This is a genomic window from Gottfriedia solisilvae, assembly GCF_002128405.1.
Taxonomy (GTDB): Bacteria; Bacillota; Bacilli; order Bacillales; family Bacillaceae_G; genus Gottfriedia; species Gottfriedia solisilvae.
Genome location: NZ_NETJ01000005.1, coordinates 73,191 through 93,672, shown reverse-complemented (window position 1 = coordinate 93,672; position 20,482 = coordinate 73,191). Strand labels below are relative to the sequence as shown.

Sequence of the window (20,482 nt, the reverse complement as noted above, 5' to 3'; positions counted from 1 at the left end):
ACAACCGCTCCTTCTACTAACTTTTTTTAAGCTAAAAATTGTAAATCGCGAACTAAGCAAACAAGTATATACCAGTAAAATAGTTTAATAGTCTAAATCTATTAAATGGTTAAAAATACCTGATGATATCGCATTTCCTACTTATGCATTAATAGTGTAAAATTAAATTACGAATAATTTGAAAACTCTACAATCAAATTGTACTTTAGCTTTTCGTTAGCGTAAATTGGGGGAATTACTGGATAAGTTTTTCTAAATTGTACCCTTCTTTCGACAAGTTTCCATCATGAAATTTGTCAAATCAGGACATTTGATACAGATAATTGTAGCTTCTTTTATTCGTAAATTACTATCGGACGATAAAACTTAAAAATTATTAGGGATTATCATTTTAAACTGGGGGGAATCTTGGTTTTCTATTACTCGAACTTAAAAATAAAGTTTTTTCTAAAAGGAGAAATTTATGATGTATGAGGGGAAAATCATAAAGTTTTATCGTGAGAAATTTCAAATGACCCAAGAACAGTTAGGTAAAGGGATTTGTTCTGGTACACATATTAGTAAAATTGAACGATTACAAACTGAGTACGCACCTGAAATTATCACTCTGTTAGCAGAGCGTCTTGATATTAACATTGATAGTGAAATCTTGAAACTTAAAAATATTAAGAAGCGCTTAGAACAGTGGAAAGATGTGATTATTAAGGAGTTATTTGAAGAAATGGATTTGATACATAATGAGCTCGAACAAGAAGATCTCATTCAAATCTCTAATTATATTCATCTCTATCAGTTGCTTCGTGCTAGATATTTATTAATGCATCATGCAATAGATGAATCCTACCAAATCATTACTGACATACAAAAAAATGAACAAAAACTATCGTCATATGAATCGAGTCTATTAAAGCATGTATTAGGTATATATTATTTAGCAAAACATGAAAATTTAAAAGCAATTCAAGTTTTAAAATCAATTCAAGAATCAGAGTACAATAATAAAGAATATTATTACCATCTTGCGGCAGCCTACCATTCACTTGAATTACCTGTTATGTCTTATTTTTACGCTGAAAAAGCACTTCAATTTTTCAAAGAACAAAATAACTATCTTAGAGCAATTGATACCGAGATGCTCATGTTAATTCAGATCAAAGATGATGAAAACTTCAATGAAACAATCAAAGGATTTGAAAGTTTAATTCAAAGTTGTGATTTATGTAGTTCACCAGAGCGCAAAGCAAGAGTATGCCATAATTTAGCCTATGAGTATTTTAGAAGAAAGAAATATGATTTATCTAGTAAGTATTATTTTCAATCGATGACATTAAAGGATCCTGATTCTAGTAAATATCTACTTTCATTGGAGGGCTATATCCGCAGCTCATTTTATGGGAATTTACTCTCCCAAAATGAATTATTACATTTAGTAGAAGAAGGACTAGAAAAAGCAGTACATAAAAATGAAATACTTTATATCCATCTGTTTAATCTGCAAATCTTATTAATTGAAAACAAGGAACATGAATATCACCAATACTTGAAAATGGAAGCTTTACCCATGTTTGAACAGTTTGGTTTTATGTATTTGATACAGCGTTCAAAAAGGGAACTTTTCAACTATTACTCCAAGATGAATCTTAATAATGAAGCTTTACAACTTGCTCAATTATTAATTAATGTTGAACAATAAAAGGCATGTCACTCATAATTGTGTGACATGCCTAATTTATTTTATTTTACTTTTCAGAAGGCATTGCTTCTTCAAGAGCAAGATCCTTCGTATATAAATAGTTTGCGTAATCTACACCAACGTATCTTATATGCCATGGCTCATAATGGTACTCTGTTGTATCTTGTTTATTTTCAGGATAACGAATAATAAATCCATACTCGTGTGCATGCTCAGCTAACCATTTTCCTTCTTTTGTTTCAGCAAACTCTACTTCTAAAGCATTGCCAAAGGATGGTGAAGAAACATCCATAGCTAGTCCTGTTTGATGTTCACTCGTTCCAGGAAAAGCACTGTATGCTTTTGTCCATTCTTCTCCGCGAGTTTCAAGATATTGATTATATAAAGAGACTTGTCGGTCATAAGAACGATAACCAGAAACAGCTGTTAACGTATTTCCATCGGCTAATGCTCCAGCAAAAAGATTTTCCAATGCCTTTGCAGCCTCACTTCTCATTCTAGTTTTTTCTTTTACTGCACCGTTTAAAGGAATTGATGGATATACTAAGTCTTCTGGTTCATAGCCATCTGGTAATTTTCTATTTTTATTAACTAGTACAAGATTTGAATCAATATTTAATACTTCTAATAATCCAGAATCATCTTTTTGTGAAGTTTGATCATAATCTGGAAAAGAGAGAGTATCATTATTTTTTACAATGTCAGTTTTTACATGGGTATTTTTCTTAATGACCATAGTTTTTTCGTTCTTATGACTATTTATTACAGTTGCTGTTCCAACTAAAAGCACAGTTGTAATTGATAAAGCTAAAATAGTTGTTCTGTTTTTTCTTCTACGATGTTTTCTTACGTTAGACAATTTAGTTTCCTCCATATAGTCGAAGCTTAGATTTTAAGCCATAATCCCATTTCATGATGCAATTATTTACTATCCGTTAATGACAAAATTAGTCGGAATTTGTTGATTTACCATCATGATAATATCTAAACTGCTCTACATAGTCAATGATTTAACCGCATGTTACAAATATTTTACAAGTTGTTCTCATCTGCTTATCTCTCATATAAATAAAAGGCTCTATTAAAAAAGAATGTTGATTTCCATTCCAGGTACTTTGCTTACCATGTGGCGTGACGACCCGAGCCTCCGGGTCCACACGATGTGGATCATGCATGCGTTACGACAGGACGTCGTGGTTTTAGCATGCCTACCTTGTTTACCCTCCGGAGTATCAATTTCTCGGATATCCTATAGGAGTCTTCGCACCTTCCATTTCAATTACTCTCGAACCGGCTATTCTCTTTTCATACGCTTAATGTATTTAGCTAAAATCAACAATTAATATTAACAGAGCCAAATAAAAAAACACTCCTTTAGAACTTGCCTAAAGAAGTGTTTTTTTGATAATCATTAACTTATTAATCAAAACTATTTTGTACAACTTAAGAATGCAATCCTCCTTGTATACTAGGACGATTACGGTAATATCCGATTGGAATTTGAATCAAACCCGTTTTTTGTTCTTCACTTAATTTATAAATTTCATCACATAATTTTGCATCAAATCCTAGAAGTGGATGTCCCCCCATACCCAATGCAGTAGAAGAAAGTAATAAACGTTGGACCATCATACCTGCTTCCATATGCTGTATTCGATACCCTCTGTAACCAAGTAAAGATTTTAAATGTTTCTGATCTCCAACTACATGTAAACAGATTGGTACTTGGAATAAATTCACATTCGTACCAGACAATCCATTTTGTAATTGGTGTCTAAAATCTCCAAGTTGAATCTCTCGTAACGAATGATTTAGGTCATCATAATAATAAGCACCATTTGGGATATCTTCAATATTATTCAAACACATATACAATGATGGACGAGATCTACTATTACTATTTGATTGATCCAAATCATTTAAATACGAGAATGATTTTGTCGCTTCATGGAGTAAAGTTGCCAGATCTACTTTGCTTACTTTTTTTGAGATAAAATCCATATCGGGTGAAAATCTTTTTCTATTTATTAATAGTAGATCATAGGAAAGCCTATCTACTTTAGGTAAATTAAATTGCTTACTATCTTTTTGAATGTTTTTCTTTTCTTCAATATGCCGGAATAATTCCGTCGATTCGATCATTGAAGCTTCATTGACTTGAATTAGCTTAGGAAACGCTAAAATTTTCTTCGACTTAATAAAATAACGATGCTCAATCCTTGGCAGCTCTTTACACAATTCAGTAGCAGTGTTTATTGAGTCTACTGTATTTGTGCTTGAAAATAAGTTCGAAGCTTCTAATGCAAGTGGCACAACACCGTAAATACTTTCTTCTTGTTCATTTAACCCAAGTAGATGATTGAGCGCTCGATCAAGAAACTGAAAATATACGCCCGTAGAAAATCCAAAACGTTTTGCCACTTCCAAAATTTGTCCGATTAGTACCCCCGCGTCTATTCCTTGAAGACGGTAGGAAAAGTTATGATATTTATAGAAGTTTTTCCAAAACATTGTCGAGATAAAAATAGCACCAAAACTATTCGAAACATCACATCTATTTCCTAAAGCGTTGGAGAGAAATGAATCAAAATTCCCTTCTCGTAACAAAACCAAATGATGCCTTGCAACATCATAATGGTATACCCCAGCAGTTACATCCTCGCACTTTAGATATACATATAATTCGTTTGGATATAGTGCCCCACCTGATGGAATAAACCTTCTGTTTGACTGCATTAGACCCACTTCTTCATCAGAACCTGAAGCTAATGCCGACTGACAAATTTGAGTTAGTCCGTATACATTCCAGAGATAATGTCCTATTTTTAAAAGTTCAGGTTTTGTCATTATTTCCTGACCTTCAAGACGTAAAGGTATATTGTGACATAGTGGAATTGTGGGTAAATCTCTATAAAGCTTATAGGTAAGTGGGGCATCTTCCCAGTCTACTTCCCATTCTGTCGGGCTCTCCTTTTCAATGTCATAATGTAGATTGTATAGAAATGACGCTAAACTCATCATTTACCCCCTCATCACCTTCTATGGAAACGGATGTGGATTTGGATTTAGCTGTTTTAACTTAAGTGGTTTCTTTGCATATCCCATTTTTACAGGTACTTTCAACACTCTTTCAAGTCCTGTAATTCGCGTAAGATGATGTCCGAAAGTCATTGGTAGCATTCCAGGAATTAGTACTTTTACACAATATAAGCCATTCTTTCTAATTTCCGGTGTAGTTTGGTCTACTACGATAACGTCTAGATTTAATTGGCGAAACTTCTGAAGCATTTCCTTTAAATCTTCCGTCAAATCAGTGTGTTTAGTTTCCCACTTGAATTCTTCATCAAATGTTTTTAAAGGACGATTTTCTTCCAATAAAAAGTTTAGTCTTTCCTCGGCTTTTGGTAATCCATACAACATTCCATGATCATCCATCTGCTGTACAAGTGCAGGGTTTTGGAGCATTTGCATATATTTATCTTGGTTTTCCTCAAATTTTTGATCTAGCGTCAACATCATAGCAGCCAATTCGTGCACTGCGCTTTTTACAGCCCTTACAGGGTCAAGATGAGCTCCGGCTGCACAAATAAGATTCAAGCCACGATCCTTTTTATTTTTTGCGATAGCTAAAATACTTGGAATCCCATGTTCCATCGTTGAATTATATAAGTGTAGTTCGTATCCACCGACCGCACGGATACGTTCGACCATCAGATCTAATTCTTGATCATTTGCAGAAGAAGGGTCAATACGTGGAAGAGCCATCTTTGCATACCACGTTAAAAGAAATGAATCACGCTCTACCACTTCTGAAATCCCATAAAAAATTGCCTCTTCTAAACTTCCTCCTAATGCACAACCATTTGAAGTTTCATATATATATCCCTGCCCACATCCTAAACTATAGTAGGAAAGTAATTCAGGAATTAGAATTGGTTTTTCTTTCAAAAATGAATAGCCCCAAACCCAATCCATAGAACGTTTCGGATCAAACTGTATAAACGGATAACCATTCATTTCATACTGTTCCTTCGAGTGAATTCCTACCGATTCGGGATTAAGAGCTCTATCTTTCAAATTTTGATAACTGTCATGAACAACAGTTTTTTTACCGCGAGGAGATAAACCACAATAACGTTCCAAACCTTCTAATATTGCCGTTAATTCACTTATTTCATATGAATGTGTGCGCCCTGCCGTTCCTTCATCTCCCTGAATCAATGGCAAGTTTACAATTACATCTGCAAAAGGTGGTGATAAATCATACATTTTGTTATTTAGTAAACCAGTTCGCTCATCCAAATAATCCTTCGCTAATACTTTTTTTAATTCATCCATTGAACGACTACGAAAACTCCCATTGCTAATTTTCATGCTTGGTTTTAACGAAATACGAGCAGAGCTAGCGGAGTCATCAGCTAACTGTCCACATACCGGGCATAGCGGATTTGGTAAAAATGTGTGACTTGAGCTTTTCATTGTTTTTAGATTCATCAAGAATACTCGATTGTCAAAGTTAGTTGCCTTCCCGTCTAACACCCTTTCCACTTCAGCCCCAATTAAATAAGCCATTTGAAGAAGTCCGGATCTTGATGCCCATACATCCTGTTCATTCCCACCATCTCTAGCTAACTTCTGTTCTATTTCTCTCATTTCTCTTCGATCGCGACCACCCATCAGACGACGGTAATCAGCACATTTAAAGCAGCCATCTTTTCCTTTTTGAACTAAAGGGCCGATTACACCTTCACCAAATGAAACAAAGCTTCGTAGCCACGGAATATTGCTGAATCGTAGCTTTTCAATTGCCTGTTCCTGAACAGAGGAATCCCAAGCATCATCCAATAAAAGTACTAAACTAGCTGATTCAGGAATGCTGTCCTCTACTTTTGAGGCAAGAATGACCTCGTATTTATTAGAAAGTATTTCATGTACATATTTCGTTAATAAGCCTTCTCCAATAATCACTACGGTTGTAACCAACTAATTACACCTCCCGTAACAAGACACCATATACTCCTGACAGTTCCTCTGTATTAAATAGATCAATTTTTAAGTCAATGGCTATGAGCTGTTTGTTATTTTCTTTTAGTATTTTCATAGCATTTTTCAGTAGGTCAGTTTTCTCTTTTTCATCACATTTGGGAATGACCATGCTTTGTGAATTTTCATCTAATACGATGGAAGTTGAATGACTAATAGCATGAGAAGGCAGGTCAATCTGATCATTTTGTGACTCCATCAATGCCTGTTTTAAGGATTCTCGTAAAGCTAATGTTATATTTAGACCTACACTTCGATACCATTTATCATTTGTACAAACCCAGACGATGGGAAATCCAAAACGATCCTTTTCCAATGCAATGACAGGATTCCCCTGCATTATATTTAATGATTTTAAATAATACTGACATTGTTTATCTTCAATGGCACCAGGCTCTAATGGCGTAAGAGTGTTAGCAAAATTAATTTGTTGGTTACTTAACTCTTCAGATAAATAGTTTTGTAATCCACGGCAAATACACTCAGCAAAAGTTTCTCCAGTTCCGATCCCAATAGTTGCCTGTTCTTCTACTAAACTATTTTCGATATTTGGTGGTATAGATACTTTGTTTTTTACGAGAACACGCGCCAATTGTAGTGAATACATCTCAATACCGTTTAAGGCAGCTTCTCTTCTAGCTTCCTCATGTGTTAATGCAGTACATATACTACTTGGTAAGAGACTTACTGGACCTTCAATAAGTGGGTTTACAACCTGAATACGACATTGTGCTAATGGCAGTTGCTTTAAATTACCTTCATCCCAAATATGAAAAATACCAGATGTTTCTGATGTTAATTCACCAAAATAAAGGAATAAGTTACTTTGATTACCACTCTTACTGTTATTCTGTTCAACCCTTTGATCAAAGTCTTGAATAATCTCCGCTTTCACACGATCAGTTACTAAAGGATGCGGCAAAAATGAATGCCAGTTACCTTCTAACGTTTCTTGGTTAATGAGGAAAAATTGATTCATCTTTTCCGATGTATTCGTTTTCGTTATTTCTTTAAATAATTCAAATACAACTACATTCGCCAACATTGCTGAGGCTACTGAAGAAAACGGTTGTAACTTTTCTTTACTGACCAACTCGTTTTGATGAATACTCCTCCATGCAGATTCAAAGCACCCCTCAGAATCCACACTCACTAAGGGTCCTGCTAACGCAATTTGTTGTAAACAAAGTGCTGGGATAAAGTTCTTCTTCTCCTCTTTACAAATCTTATTAAGTGTTTGAATTTCCTCGACTTGATTCTCTTCTGTGACATAGACGATTGAATCATAAGATTCAACTAATTTATTCCAGGATTTGCGATTTCTCTTTATGATCTTAACCTCGACTTCTACATCTTGTTTCCGTGCATTTTTTATTAATTCATTGATCCGTTTTTTATTCGTTTTTTCAATATCAGTAATTAATAAATGAAACTTAGATAATCCTGATTCGAGTAATGCAGATACTAACGATACTAAAATTGCTCCAGTACCAATTGCCAATACTTTTGATTGGCGATAAATTTGAAAACGATAAGCACCTGATTCACCAAAACTATTTAAAAATTCAATTTGAGATCCGTAATTTTTTTGAATACTTTCTGTTAATTGATGCGGGTGATCTTTGCTAACATCTCGAACAAAACCATTTTTGTATAATATTTCTCCTATTTCGTACACTCTATCTCGATATTGTGCTGGTAAGCCGTCGGTTAGCTCCCCTAAAGAGTGCTCTCCATTAAACATGGGTATGAGTTTTTCTATCCATTGAAAAATAGTACTACCTTCCATTTGAAATGAACTGATATTGTTGCGAAAATACACACTACCATTTTGATCAGGTATAAAAAAAGTATCTCGATTCACTTTCAGACGTGTAGAAGCATTCAATTTTGACAACCTATTCCCACCCCTTTTATCAGTGAGTTGATCATAAAATTTTTTATTACTTTCATCATATTACTATGTATTTTTCATAACCCTTATGTCTAATCTTAAAGAGTAAAACCCCCACATAAACTCGCGTGGGGGTAGGACTTTCTTTGAAACAAAATATTGATTAATGACCTCCGCAGCGACCACCACCGCCACAGTGACCGCAACCGCCACAGCGACCGCCACAGCCACCACAACGGGAACAACTAAAACAGTTAAAGCAAGTAAAAAAGAAGCAAAAGAAACAACTAAAGCATCTAAAGCAACCGCCACAGCCACCACATTGACGAGCCTGAGCCAAGTAATATTGGTTTTGATCCCAAGGTACTACTTCACTAGATTGAAATTCACCAAGGTTTAATCTTTGTAGTTCATTTTGAAAATCATTCATTTTAAAAACCTCCAAAATTATATTCACTTGAGAGCAAGATCAAAAAGACATAAAAAGTGGACAGATAAAAGGACAAAAAATATTTAGTATAAAAATCCCAAACCTTCAAGTCTCTCAACAACAAAATATGGAATATGCTTGGGCATTGTTACTAATCCATTTACCTATTTTTTTGTAAAGACATTCGAAAGTAAAATTTATTTAAGGAATAACAAACAGGTTCTGCTATATAGATTGTTCAAAATGTTTTAAGAACTAGTGTATTTGAAAAAACCTCACTTAATCCAGTGAGGTTTTTTCGATATAACTCTATTAACTTAGTCTAAATTGTTCTAATTGATTTTTCATTTCATCAGCAATTTGTCTTAAAGCTTTTACTTTTTCGCTTGCAGTTAAGAAGTTCTTTTGTTGTTCAACTGTCGAAGCAGCGATTTCTTCACTTCCAGCTGCAGACTCTTCAGTAATTGAACTGATATTTTCAATAGACTCCATAACTCTAATACTTAATTCTTGAGAAGCTTCCATATCTTTGTTTAAAGATTCCAGTTGCTCGGCAATTTGTTGAACCTTTTCACTATTAAGCTGGAACGACTCAACAGTAATATCCATCGCTTCCTCTTGACGTGTAACTAATTCAAGTCCTTCAGTTACTGAATCTTTCACCTTATTTACACCATCTTTAATTTGACTAACAGAATCAAATATTTTCATAGTTGCAGACGTCGATTGCTCAGCTAATTTTTTTACTTCCTCTGCAACAACTGCAAAGCCTTTTCCGGCTTCGCCTGCTCTAGCTGCTTCAATCGATGCATTTAAAGCCAAAAGATTTGTTTGTTTAGCAATATTCGATACAATACCCGTCATTTCAGTAATCTCTGAAGCGAACTCTACTAATTCTTGTACAGATTGTTCAATTACTGACATTGCTTTTAGATTATCATTGACGACCTGTTGTTGATCCTTCATTGCATTGCTACCAATTTGAATAGCCGACACTGCTTCCTCGCCATATTCAGCTGATAACTTTGTCCCTTTAAGTGTTGCGGTAAAGTTCCGTTGCATTTCTTCTACTACCGTAACAGTCGTTTGAAGATCATCTGCAATCGTTTGACTTCCTATTGTTAACTCTTCTGTCGAAGAAGCAATTTGACTAACAATTTCTGTAAGCATATCATTATCAGATTCTATTTCTTTAGCTAATTGATCTACTCGTACACCTGAATCCTCAACAGATGTAACAATTCCACGAAGATTTTCAATCATACGCTTAAATGAATGATTTAAATCAGCAATTTCATCTTTGCCATTTATTTCTTTTAATTCTACGGCAAGATTTCCATTAGCTACTTCTTCTGCTAAGCCACTCAGTTTCTTAATTGGATTTGAAATGCGTCGTGCCATCCAATAACTGAAAATAGCAGCAGCCACCGTTAATGTCGCACCACCAATAATTGCCAACAACCATGTAAATCGAATTTTCCCACTTAAGTCTGCAGTTAACGTATCATATTGTTCAGTCGTAACTATATCTAACATATGAATATCATTTGAGATTCCTAGTGTTCTAATTGATTGACGTTTAACTTCTGGACTATTTTTGTCATTCATTGCTGTTTCAGAATTTTGTTTTAACTGTTCATATTTACTATTAATGCTTTTTAATAATCTCTTTTGCTCGTCTAGCTTTAAGCCTTTATTTAATACTTTTATTTCTTGATCAATTGCCTGTAGTTGGTTCTCAACTTCCGCACGATTACTTTCTGACATTGAGAAAGAATAATTATTTAAAGCTTGTTGGCTTAGGATTACTGAACTTTTAAGTTGTTGAATGTTCATCATTGCAGGAACAATATCATTATTTTTAGATTGCATGCCTGCTAATTGGACGATAATATACACAATTAATCCCATAGACAATAGTAAAGAAACCATTGCATTAAAAATTATTTTACCTTGCAATTTCATATCATTTTACCTCTATTCCTATTAATCTAAAGGAATTGTTATTTCCCCATTTGCTAATTTTTGTTTAAGATCCTCAAAGATTTTTTCCTTCTCTGGATCTAGTGTAATAACCCGGATTGGTGCACTACCAACTCCATCTTCTTTTAGACCAAATGTCATATTCTTTTCTGGAAACTTCCCATTTTCATCAATATAAGATTTAATAGCTGATTGAATCGCAACATCTACATTTTTTAACATTGAAGTCACGACTGCTTTTTCAGCAATAAAAAACTGATCTGTATCTACACCGATTGCATATTTACTATTTTTTTGTGCTTCTTGTAATACACCAACACCCGTAAAGCCCGCTGCAGCATATAATGTATCTACATTCTTTTGTTTAATCATATCTCCAGCAATTTCTGCTCCTAAATCTGCCTTCCCAAAGTCACCAGCATACTCTGTCATAACGCTTGCTTTAGGATTGGTAGCTTTTACCCCTTCAGCAAAACCTTTTTCGAACTTTTTAATAAGTGGTACATCCTCTCCACCAATAAAACCGACTACATTCGTTTTTGTTGTAAGACCTGCAATTGCACCAACTAAAAAGCTTCCTTCTTCTTCTTTAAAAGTAAGGCTAGTTACATTCGGTAGTTCAGAAGTCTCATCTATTAATAGAAATTTTTGATTTGGATATTGTTTTGCGACTTTTTCTAAACTTTCTTTAACGGAAAAACCTAGTCCAACGACAAGTTCACAATCTTCCTTAACCAATTCAGTAAACCCTTGCTCGAAACTTAAATCGTCCGAAGGCTCACGATAATCAAAAAATATATCGCTCTCTTCTCTTGCTTTAATCAGTCCCGAAAATGCAGCATCACTAAATGATTGATCACCCAATCCAACTGATGAAAGCATAATGCCTACTTTTAATCTTTTTTTGCTATCCGTTTCAACCTGTTTTGTTGAACAAGAGCATAATAACAATACTGCTACAATCATTAGTGCAATACCGCTTGTCCACTTCTTTATTTTTATATTCAAAATAAATCTCTCCTTACTAATCATATCGATGTCGAAAATTGTTGAAAATATAAGCACTAAAGAATTTTATCTATTTTTCGAATAATATAAAATCCCCCAAAAGCACTAAAAAACACCAAACAATTTACAGTTTGATGCGTAACGGAATTCCACTTATCTGTTTTCAAAATATTGATACTATTTAAGAATATGTTAGTAAATAACAAATTCAGGATGCTCCCTTTTCATGAGGCTTACGCCGAGCAAACTTTTTTACCGAATACAAAGGAAATAATTATCATGTCCAAAGTCACATGATTACCTTAAAATAAAATTAAAAAATTACATTAAATTGGATATATCTTGTGAAGGAAATCACATTAAAATTACTTTCTATTAAAGTGGTGAATAAAATGGACAAGGCAATTAACCGTAGATATCAAATCATTGATATTTTAAGTGCTCATGATAAATGGTTCAAATCTAAAGAAGTTGCTAATATACTAAATTGCACAGAAAAAACAATTCTGAATGATATTCAAATCATAAATTCTACCTTACCGATTGATTGGCATATCGATATAAAAAAAGGCAAAGGCGTTTACCTACATATGCCATCTCATTCTACTTTTGATGAGGTACGTGCTTCATTTATAAAAAATTTCACTATAAATCAAGCATTAAGCTTCATTCTCATTAAAGAAATAAAATTTATAAGCGATTTAGGGAAAGCTCTCTATATGCAGCACACTTCAATATATAAAATACTAAGTCGTATCGAGGAAAAATTAAAATCTTATCATTTAACATTAAAACGGCTACCACTTTTTATTGAGGGCTCAGAATTTCAAAAAAGAGTACTTTGTTGTGATCTCTTATATAATCTTTATTCTCATACAAATTCTTGGTTTTTTGAAACCTATACAGTTAGTGAGCTAAAGCATATCGTAACTAGAGTATCTGAAAAACACGAATTATTTTTATCACCACCTACAACATACAAATATGTTTATTATATTGGAACCATGATCCATCGAATAAAGCATAAACCTCTTTTATCGTTACATAAAGAAGCGGTCTATCAGATAAAAAAGTCTATATTTTTTTCTGTTTCAAATGAAATTTGTGACCAAATTGAAAAATACTACAATCTGAAAATATCTCATGAGGAGAGGCTTGCCTGCTCATTATTTATTTCTATATTACCTTCGTACAGTCATAGTAAAATTGGACATTCTGAAGTTCTGAATTTATACCATTATCAAAAAAATACTTTTTATGAAGAGCTATATGTTTTTGTCGATATGTTGGGAAGTGAGTTAGGTTTTACATTACATATGAATAATGAATTTATTATTTCATTACAAAAGCAATTTAAGGATTTTACACTACTTATAAACTCTACAGAAATGAATATACCCTCTAACACGATCGTCCAATATGTTCAAACTAATTATCGGGAATTATATCAAACTGTTAAACTAGTACTGAACAATTGGACTAGAAAATATTCCTATTTTGAAGCGACTAATGATGTTGTAGCTAGGATTACATTAACGATTCAAGCATCCATACTTAGGCAGAATATCAACAAGAATAGGATATTACTATTAACAAGTGAGGGATATGGTATACAACAATACCTAATGTCTAGACTTGAACAAGCATTCAGTAACAAAATTCAATTTGTAGAACTTAAACAAGGAGGATTTACACAAGAAAATCTAATTTCTTTGAATTTAGACTTAATCATATCTGATTTCCAACTTAATCTTGAGGGATTTCCAATCACATATATTCAATCAACATTAACCCAAAGAAATATTAGTCAAATTTCCAAGTTCATAAATTGATATTCACTTGATGCATCTAGCTAAATAATCTTTATAATGATGATCTCCTTTTTTTTAATGACAAATATTGTTATTCCTTGATTAAACTAGACCTTTCAATTGAAAACATGTTATAGTTTCATTAAATTCATAATCAATTCACTCGTATAATCGTGAGGATATGGCTCACAAGTTTCTACCGGTTAACCGTAAATATACCGACTATGAGTGGTAACACAGCTTGTAGTTTAATATTACATGTGACTTTTTAAAAACTCAAAATGTGTTACTTCACTCAATCTATTTGTGGAGTAACATGTTTTGAGTTTTTTTGTATAGGATCTGTGTATTTTAACGGAAGCTTTGTATTAATAAGGGGGATAAATAAGTGAAGTTATTAATAGATAAAATCGAAAAAGAAGGAACCGTTCTAGCAAATGATGTATTAAAGGTTGATGCATTTTTAAATCATCAAATGGATCCTTTTTTAATGAAAGAGATTGGAGAAGAATTTGCACGCTTATTTTCTTCTGAAAATATTACGAAGGTAGTTACAATTGAATCTTCTGGAATTGGTCCTGGATTAATGACAGCTTTAGCATTACAAGTTCCGCTTGTATTTGCTCGTAAGAAGAAGTCAATTACAATGCAGCAAGACGTTTACACAGCTAAAGTATATTCATTTACGAAAAAAGAAGAAAATGAAATTTCAATTTCTCATAAGTGGTTAGAGGCAGGAGACAGAGTGCTCATTATTGATGACTTTTTAGCAAATGGACAGGCTGCACTGGGACTGCTTTCGATCGTTGAAGAAGCAAAAGCCGAAGCAGTTGGTTTCGGAATTGTTATTGAAAAAGCTTTCCAAGAAGGTGGTAATCTTCTTCGCGAACGAGGATATCGTGTTGAATCATTAGCAAGAATCCAATCATTAAAAGACAATAAAGTGACTTTTGTCGAAGAGACATTGCATATTTAAATATTAGACCATGTTAAGAATTAATAATTAGCCATTAAAAAAGAGGCATTGCTTGTAACATAAAACAATGTCTCTTTTGGGAAATAGATCATCTTTTTAACAGATTACCACCAGTTACTACTGTGTGGTTTTTTCTTGTTAATATTTGCAACATCAGAACACCTATTCATAGCTACGTTTAATGCTCTATTTTCGAAAAGCAGTATCCGGAACATCACATTTATCAACTTTCATTCTACTACTAGCAATACCTGAAACTCGGCTAGACTCATCATTCGAATGATTAAGATCAATATCGGAAACTGCACCTCTTCGATCATCATGACCCACTAGTCTTACAACCTGAAAGTTTCTTATTTTACACTTTATATGAAAAAACTGTAAAAATGATTGTATACTTGTCCTATTTTCATAAAATGGAAGATTGTCCTATCTAGCTTAAAAAAATTGAACACTTAATCGTTCTTCTTGCTCATTTATGGTAACCCCTCTCGTCAACTTCTAAAGACAAGATTTTCCAATCTTTTTTTCTCACTTACTTCTACAAAAAAACCATGAACTTTTGTGTTCATGGTTCTTCAAAATGTGATTATGATTTTTTTAAGATTAAATAAACAAAATAAGGTCCACCTATTAATGCAACGACGATCCCAGCAGGAATACCTTCTGGTTCAACTAAATTACGGCCAACAGTATCCGCTACTAATAGCAAAAGTCCACCTATTAAGATTGCAATTGGAAGAAATAGTTGATTCCTTGGACCAATTAAACTTTTAGCCATGTGCGGAGCCATTAAGCCAATAAATGCAATTCCGCCTGTTATCGAAACTGCTGAAGCTGCTAAAGCTACTGCTGATAAAAGTAATATTACGCGTTCCTTTTCAAGTGATAGCCCTACTCCGATCGCAACCGGCTCATTTAAGCTAAGTATATTTAGTACATTCGCTTTATATAAAGTAAATGGAATAAGGATAATTAGCCAAGGAAGGAAGGCCCATATAAACGGCCAATCCGTACCCCAAATACTCCCTGCCAACCATTTTGCAATAAAATCTACTTTTACACGTTCTGCAGATGAAATCAGTACAATCATAATACCCGATAATGCCATCGAGAATCCAATCCCAACTAGTACTAATCGTACCGGTTGAAGACCAGTATTTTTTTTATAAGAAAATAGATAGATAATTCCAGCCGTTAATAATGCACCAAAGAACCCAACAATTGGAATGATATAAACGAATGATCCCGCTTCTATTGGCATGTATAAAAAGAATATTGTAATAGCTACACCTGCTCCAGCATTGAAGCCTAAAATCCCTGGCTCAGCCATATCGTTTCGTGTGATTCCTTGTAAAATTGCACCAGATAAAGCTAGTGCCATACCAGCTAGAAAAGTGATAATCATTCGTGGCAATCTTATTGAAAATATAATAAATTCTTCTTTAAACGTACCATCACCTAAAAATGTTGGTAGTAGTCTACTATATGGAATTGCAGAATAACCCATTCCCATTCCAATTACCATTGTAATAAATATGAGTAGTGCAAGTACGATCAAAATGATTCGTTGTTTTCGAATGACTGCAGGTTGGATCATGAGAATTCCTTACCTCCTTTATGAACAATGATTAAGAAGAAAGGTAGACCAATCATCGCAACGATTGCAGCAACCGGTGTTTCATATGGTATATTGATCGTTCTTCCAAGTGTATCCGCGAAAAGTAAAAATGTAGCTCCAAAAATAGCTGACATTGGCAAAATAAAACGATAATCTGTACCAACGAAAGCACGTACAATATGTGGTACCATTAATCCAAGAAATGCCATATTTCCAACTAAGGCAACTGAAGCACCTGCAAGTAAAATAATGATGACGAACAGAATTGCCTTGATTCTATTAATATTTTGACCTAAACCAATAGCTACTTCTTCATTTAAACTAAGTATTGTTAATTGTCTAGATAGGAAAAGTGAAATTAAAATTCCTATGACTATAAACGGAACGACAATCTTAATCTGTCCCCATGATGTACCGATTAATCCTCCAGACGTCCACATTGAGATGTTCTGAGAAATTTTGAAATAGATTCCTATTCCGTCTGAAATCGCATATAAAAATCCTGAAACAGCAGCCCCAGCTAGAACGATACGAAAAGGTGAAAAGCCTCCCTTTTTCATCGAACCAATACCAAAAACGATAAGAGAACCTACTGCCGCACCGATAAAACAAGCAATCATAATCCCAAAATAATTAAGCGAAGGGAAAAAGGCAAGTGTAATGGCAAGTGCTGCATTGGCACCTGCAGTTAATCCAAGTAAGCCTGGATCAGCCAGTGGATTTCTTGTCATCCCTTGCATGATTGCGCCAGCAACTGCTAATGCAGCACCGACAAAAATCGCTGCAACCTCACGGGGTAAACGAATTTCTTGAATGATTGATATTTGCTGACTTTTTGCATTCGTAAAAATAGCTTTCCACACGTCACTAACAGTTGTATCTGCAGCTCCATATATAATCGATATTACAAACATGCTTAAAAAAATCAGTAATCCTAAAATGAGTTTAAAAAAGAATGGAATTGAACCTTTATTTTTTTTTGTCATTAATGTCTCATCTTTTCTCTAATAGAATGAAAGAGTAGGAATTCTTTTATACTAGAATCCCTACTCTTTTTAGTTTAGTTAGCTAGAAATTTCTCTTTAAAGAAATCTAATTGCATATCTAGAGTAAGTGGATCATTGAAGTAGAATTCACTTCCATTTACTTCATATACATGTTGATTTTTAACAGCTGGGATATTCTTATAAGTTTCCGTTGTTTCTACTGAAGTATCTGTTTGATCAAATTTACTAAAGATCACATAATCTCCCATAAAATCAGGAAGTACTTCTAATGAAATCGCAAAATATCCAGGCTTTAAAGCATTTTCTTCAACCTTTTTAGGCATTTTTAATTTCATTTCTTGATAAAGAATTTCTGTACCGCGTCCCCAGTTATTTCCATAAACATAAAGCTGCTTATCGAATTTTTCAATAACAGAAACAGTTGTATCAGCACCAATTTTCGCTTTGATGTCTTCACCAGCTTGTGCAGCACGTTCTTTAAAATCATCTACCCATGCTTGAGCTTCTTTTTCTTTATTTAGTAGTTTACCAATTTCAATGTGTTGAGTTAAGTAATCTACTTTTCCATAAGTATAAACTACTGTAGGAGCAATTTCTTTTAATTTATCAATGTTTTTAACATTATCTAAACCAATAATTAAATCTGGGTTTAATTCGATAATTTTTTCTAGACTTTCGTCTGTTACTTCTTCCGCGTCTTTTAATTTATCAGTCCAACGTGGATTAGCTTTTGACCATGCATCAACACCAACAATGTTAACACCTAAAGCCATTACATTACCTGCAAATGATGAAAGTACAACTACACGTTTTGGATCAGCTGGTACTTTAACTGGACCATTTTGAGATTCATATGTAATTGTTCCAGATTTTTTTGCACTTTTACCTTTATCTTTGTCTGTTGAACTATTGCTACAAGCACTAATAATCAGTACGAAAACTAGTAGGAATGGCACTAAAAATTTCTTCATCAATTTATCCCCTTACAGTAAGTTATATGTTATACACATAGGTTTGTTTGTTCTAGGATCTCTTCCTATTTCTGTATCAATCTGGAATACTTCTTTTAGTACCTCATGATTTATTACTTCTTCACAATTTCCTGCTTTTACGATTTCACCATCTTTTAAAGCGATAATATAATCAGCAAAACGAGCAGCTTGGTTTAAATCATGTAATACCATTACAATAGTACGTTCTTGTTCTCGGTTTAATCTTTGTAGTAGTTCTAGTATCTCAAGTTGATGAGCCATATCTAAATATGTAGTTGGTTCATCAAGGAAAATAATTTCCGTTTCTTGAGCAAGCGCCATCGCAATCCATACTCTTTGACGTTGACCTCCAGAAAGAGAATCAACTGGTTGATACTTATAGTCTTGTGTGCCAGTCACTTCAAGTGCCCAGTCAATCACTTCAATATCCTTTTTTGTTAAACGTCCGAAACCACTTTGATATGGGAAACGGCCATATGATACTAATTCACCGACTGTTAATCCACTTGCACTCTCAGGTGTTTGAGGCAATATCGCCATTTTCTTAGCAAGTAATTTTGTATTTTCTAACGAAATATTTTCACCATCTAAAATAATTGTTCCAGATTGATGTGAAATAATACGTGTAATCGCCTTCAAAAGGGTCGATTTTCCACATCCATTTGATCCAATAATTGTTGTAATTTGCTTATCGGGTATTTTTATATTAAGGTCTTTTACAATCAAACGCTCTCCATAGCCAATGGTTAAATCATCAGTATACAGACGTACCATAAATTGACCTCCATTCATTGAATATTATGAATCTACTGATAATGATTATCAGTTTCGTATCACTACGTAAATATAATCTTATTCTAAATTATTGTCAATATAGTTCGTAAAATTAATATTGAAAAAAGTGTGCGAATAGTTTATATTTATTGAGAATGATAATCAATCACGGAAACTTACTGGAGTGAAACGGTAATGACAATGGAAGCGCTTTTTGATGTAACAGTAATCGGCGGAGGTCCAGCTGGACTATACTCTGCTTTCTATAGTGGATTAAGAGAAATGAAAACGAAAATAATTGAGTTCCAACCACAATTGGGTGGTAAGGTTCATGTATATCCAGAAAAAATGATTTGGGATGTTGGCGGTCAGCCACCTATTCCTGGTGAGAAGTTTATAAAGCAAATCGTCCAACAGGGGTTAACGTTTGATCCGACTGTTGTTTTAAATGAAAAAGTAGAAACCATTAATAAAAATGAAGAAGGCTACTTTGTCTTAGAAACGTCTTCAGGACAAAAACACTTTTCAAAAACAGTTATTGTAGCTGTTGGTAGTGGAATACTAAATCCTCAAAAGCTTGAAATTGAAGGTGCGGAACGATTCGAAGTTTCAAATCTAAACTACACTGTAAAATCATTAAAACGCTTTAAAGATAAAACGGTTATCATATCTGGCGGAGGAAATACAGCAATTGACTGGGCTAATGAATTAGAACCGATTGCTAAAAAAGTCTTTTTAACATATCGTAAAGAAGCCTTAAAGGGTCATGAAGCTGGCGTATCTCAATTAATGAATAGTTCGGTTGAGTGTCTATTTAATACTTCCATTACTAAATTAATTGCCGGTATAAATAATGAAGAAATTGATCAAGTTGAACTTACTAATAATGAAACAAATGAAATATCACATTTACAAATTGACGAAGTAATCATTAACCATGGTTATGAACAAGATACTTCATTATTAAATAATAGTGAAATTCAAATTGAGATGATTCAGAACTACTATATTAAAGGAAATACTACAAGTGAAACATCTATTGAAGGACTGTTTGCTGCTGGTGATATTTTAATGCATGATGGTAAACTACAATTGATAGCTGGTGCTTTTCAAGATGCTGCAAATGCAGTGAACAAAGCAAAACAATATATTCAACCTGATGCAAGTAGTGCAGCCATGGTTTCATCACATAATGATGTGTTTAAGCAACGAAATCGTGCCTTAATTAAACAAATGATGAGTTAAACTCA

Annotated in this window: 16 protein-coding genes and 1 riboswitch; of the genes, 4 read left to right on the top strand and 12 right to left on the bottom strand. The window is 33.7% G+C overall.

Annotated features, from left to right (window positions below):
* Window positions 1-466: 466 nt before the first annotated feature.
* Window positions 467-1,693, top strand: coding sequence for a helix-turn-helix domain-containing protein (locus tag CAB05_RS16670; RefSeq protein ID WP_088001903.1), 1,227 nt, complete (start codon window positions 467-469; stop codon window positions 1,691-1,693).
* 46 nt (window positions 1,694-1,739) lie between these two features.
* On the opposite strand, the gene CAB05_RS16665 is transcribed toward CAB05_RS16670, so the two are convergent.
* From CAB05_RS16665 to CAB05_RS16635, 7 genes are all read right to left on the bottom strand, one after another.
* On the bottom strand, window positions 1,740-2,552 hold the full coding sequence (locus CAB05_RS16665; protein ID WP_235821545.1) for a M15 family metallopeptidase: 813 nt from the start codon (window positions 2,550-2,552) through the stop codon (window positions 1,740-1,742).
* Window positions 2,553-3,136: 584 nt separating this feature from the next.
* Window positions 3,137-4,711 carry a SagB/ThcOx family dehydrogenase gene (locus CAB05_RS16660; protein ID WP_088001899.1) on the bottom strand — a complete coding sequence of 525 codons (1,575 nt, stop codon included), beginning with the start codon at window positions 4,709-4,711 and terminating at the stop codon, window positions 3,137-3,139.
* Between the two features lie 21 nt (window positions 4,712-4,732).
* Window positions 4,733-6,676: a TOMM precursor leader peptide-binding protein gene (locus CAB05_RS16655; protein WP_088001897.1), complete on the bottom strand. Its 1,944-nt coding sequence runs from the start codon at window positions 6,674-6,676 to the stop codon at window positions 4,733-4,735.
* 4 nt (window positions 6,677-6,680) lie between these two features.
* A complete protein-coding gene (locus CAB05_RS16650; protein WP_088001895.1) occupies window positions 6,681-8,633 on the bottom strand; it encodes a putative thiazole-containing bacteriocin maturation protein in 1,953 nt (650 codons plus the stop codon).
* Window positions 8,634-8,793: 160 nt separating this feature from the next.
* Window positions 8,794-9,060: a heterocycloanthracin/sonorensin family bacteriocin gene (locus tag CAB05_RS16645; RefSeq protein WP_088001893.1), complete on the bottom strand. Its 267-nt coding sequence runs from the start codon at window positions 9,058-9,060 to the stop codon at window positions 8,794-8,796.
* 312 nt (window positions 9,061-9,372) lie between these two features.
* Window positions 9,373-11,025 (bottom strand): methyl-accepting chemotaxis protein, encoded by a 1,653-nt coding sequence (locus CAB05_RS16640; RefSeq protein ID WP_088001891.1) that lies wholly within the window; start codon window positions 11,023-11,025, stop codon window positions 9,373-9,375.
* A 21-nt stretch (window positions 11,026-11,046) separates the two neighbouring features.
* The gene (locus CAB05_RS16635; RefSeq protein WP_371870410.1) at window positions 11,047-12,072 is read right to left on the bottom strand and encodes a BMP family lipoprotein; all 1,026 of its coding nucleotides are present in this window, start codon (window positions 12,070-12,072) and stop codon (window positions 11,047-11,049) included.
* Between the two features lie 371 nt (window positions 12,073-12,443).
* On the opposite strand from CAB05_RS16635, the gene CAB05_RS16630 reads away from it, so the two are divergent.
* Window positions 12,444-13,883 (top strand): BglG family transcription antiterminator, encoded by a 1,440-nt coding sequence (locus CAB05_RS16630; RefSeq protein WP_088001889.1) that lies wholly within the window; start codon window positions 12,444-12,446, stop codon window positions 13,881-13,883.
* A gap of 122 nt (window positions 13,884-14,005) precedes the next feature.
* A riboswitch (purine riboswitch) is annotated at window positions 14,006-14,107 on the top strand.
* Window positions 14,108-14,250: 143 nt separating this feature from the next.
* Window positions 14,251-14,838, top strand: a complete 588-nt coding sequence (locus tag CAB05_RS16625; RefSeq protein WP_088001887.1) for a xanthine phosphoribosyltransferase — start codon at window positions 14,251-14,253, stop codon at window positions 14,836-14,838.
* 186 nt (window positions 14,839-15,024) lie between these two features.
* On the opposite strand, the gene CAB05_RS22205 is transcribed toward CAB05_RS16625, so the two are convergent.
* The 5 genes from CAB05_RS22205 to CAB05_RS16605 form a co-directional block, all read right to left on the bottom strand.
* Window positions 15,025-15,168, bottom strand: coding sequence for a hypothetical protein (locus CAB05_RS22205; RefSeq protein WP_158093299.1), 144 nt, complete (start codon window positions 15,166-15,168; stop codon window positions 15,025-15,027).
* A 259-nt stretch (window positions 15,169-15,427) separates the two neighbouring features.
* Window positions 15,428-16,438: a FecCD family ABC transporter permease gene (locus CAB05_RS16620; protein WP_088001885.1), complete on the bottom strand. Its 1,011-nt coding sequence runs from the start codon at window positions 16,436-16,438 to the stop codon at window positions 15,428-15,430.
* Window positions 16,435-17,445 (bottom strand): FecCD family ABC transporter permease, encoded by a 1,011-nt coding sequence (locus tag CAB05_RS16615; protein ID WP_088001883.1) that lies wholly within the window; start codon window positions 17,443-17,445, stop codon window positions 16,435-16,437. The genes CAB05_RS16620 and CAB05_RS16615 overlap by 4 nt, the downstream gene beginning before the upstream one ends.
* A gap of 74 nt (window positions 17,446-17,519) precedes the next feature.
* Window positions 17,520-18,437 (bottom strand): iron-hydroxamate ABC transporter substrate-binding protein, encoded by a 918-nt coding sequence (locus tag CAB05_RS16610; protein WP_088001881.1) that lies wholly within the window; start codon window positions 18,435-18,437, stop codon window positions 17,520-17,522.
* A 12-nt stretch (window positions 18,438-18,449) separates the two neighbouring features.
* Window positions 18,450-19,232 (bottom strand): ABC transporter ATP-binding protein, encoded by a 783-nt coding sequence (locus CAB05_RS16605; RefSeq protein ID WP_088001879.1) that lies wholly within the window; start codon window positions 19,230-19,232, stop codon window positions 18,450-18,452.
* A 195-nt stretch (window positions 19,233-19,427) separates the two neighbouring features.
* Here CAB05_RS16605 and CAB05_RS16600 point away from each other — a divergent pair, with 195 nt between their 5' ends.
* Window positions 19,428-20,477: an NAD(P)/FAD-dependent oxidoreductase gene (locus CAB05_RS16600; RefSeq protein WP_088001876.1), complete on the top strand. Its 1,050-nt coding sequence runs from the start codon at window positions 19,428-19,430 to the stop codon at window positions 20,475-20,477.
* The last annotated feature ends 5 nt before the right edge of the window (window positions 20,478-20,482 follow it).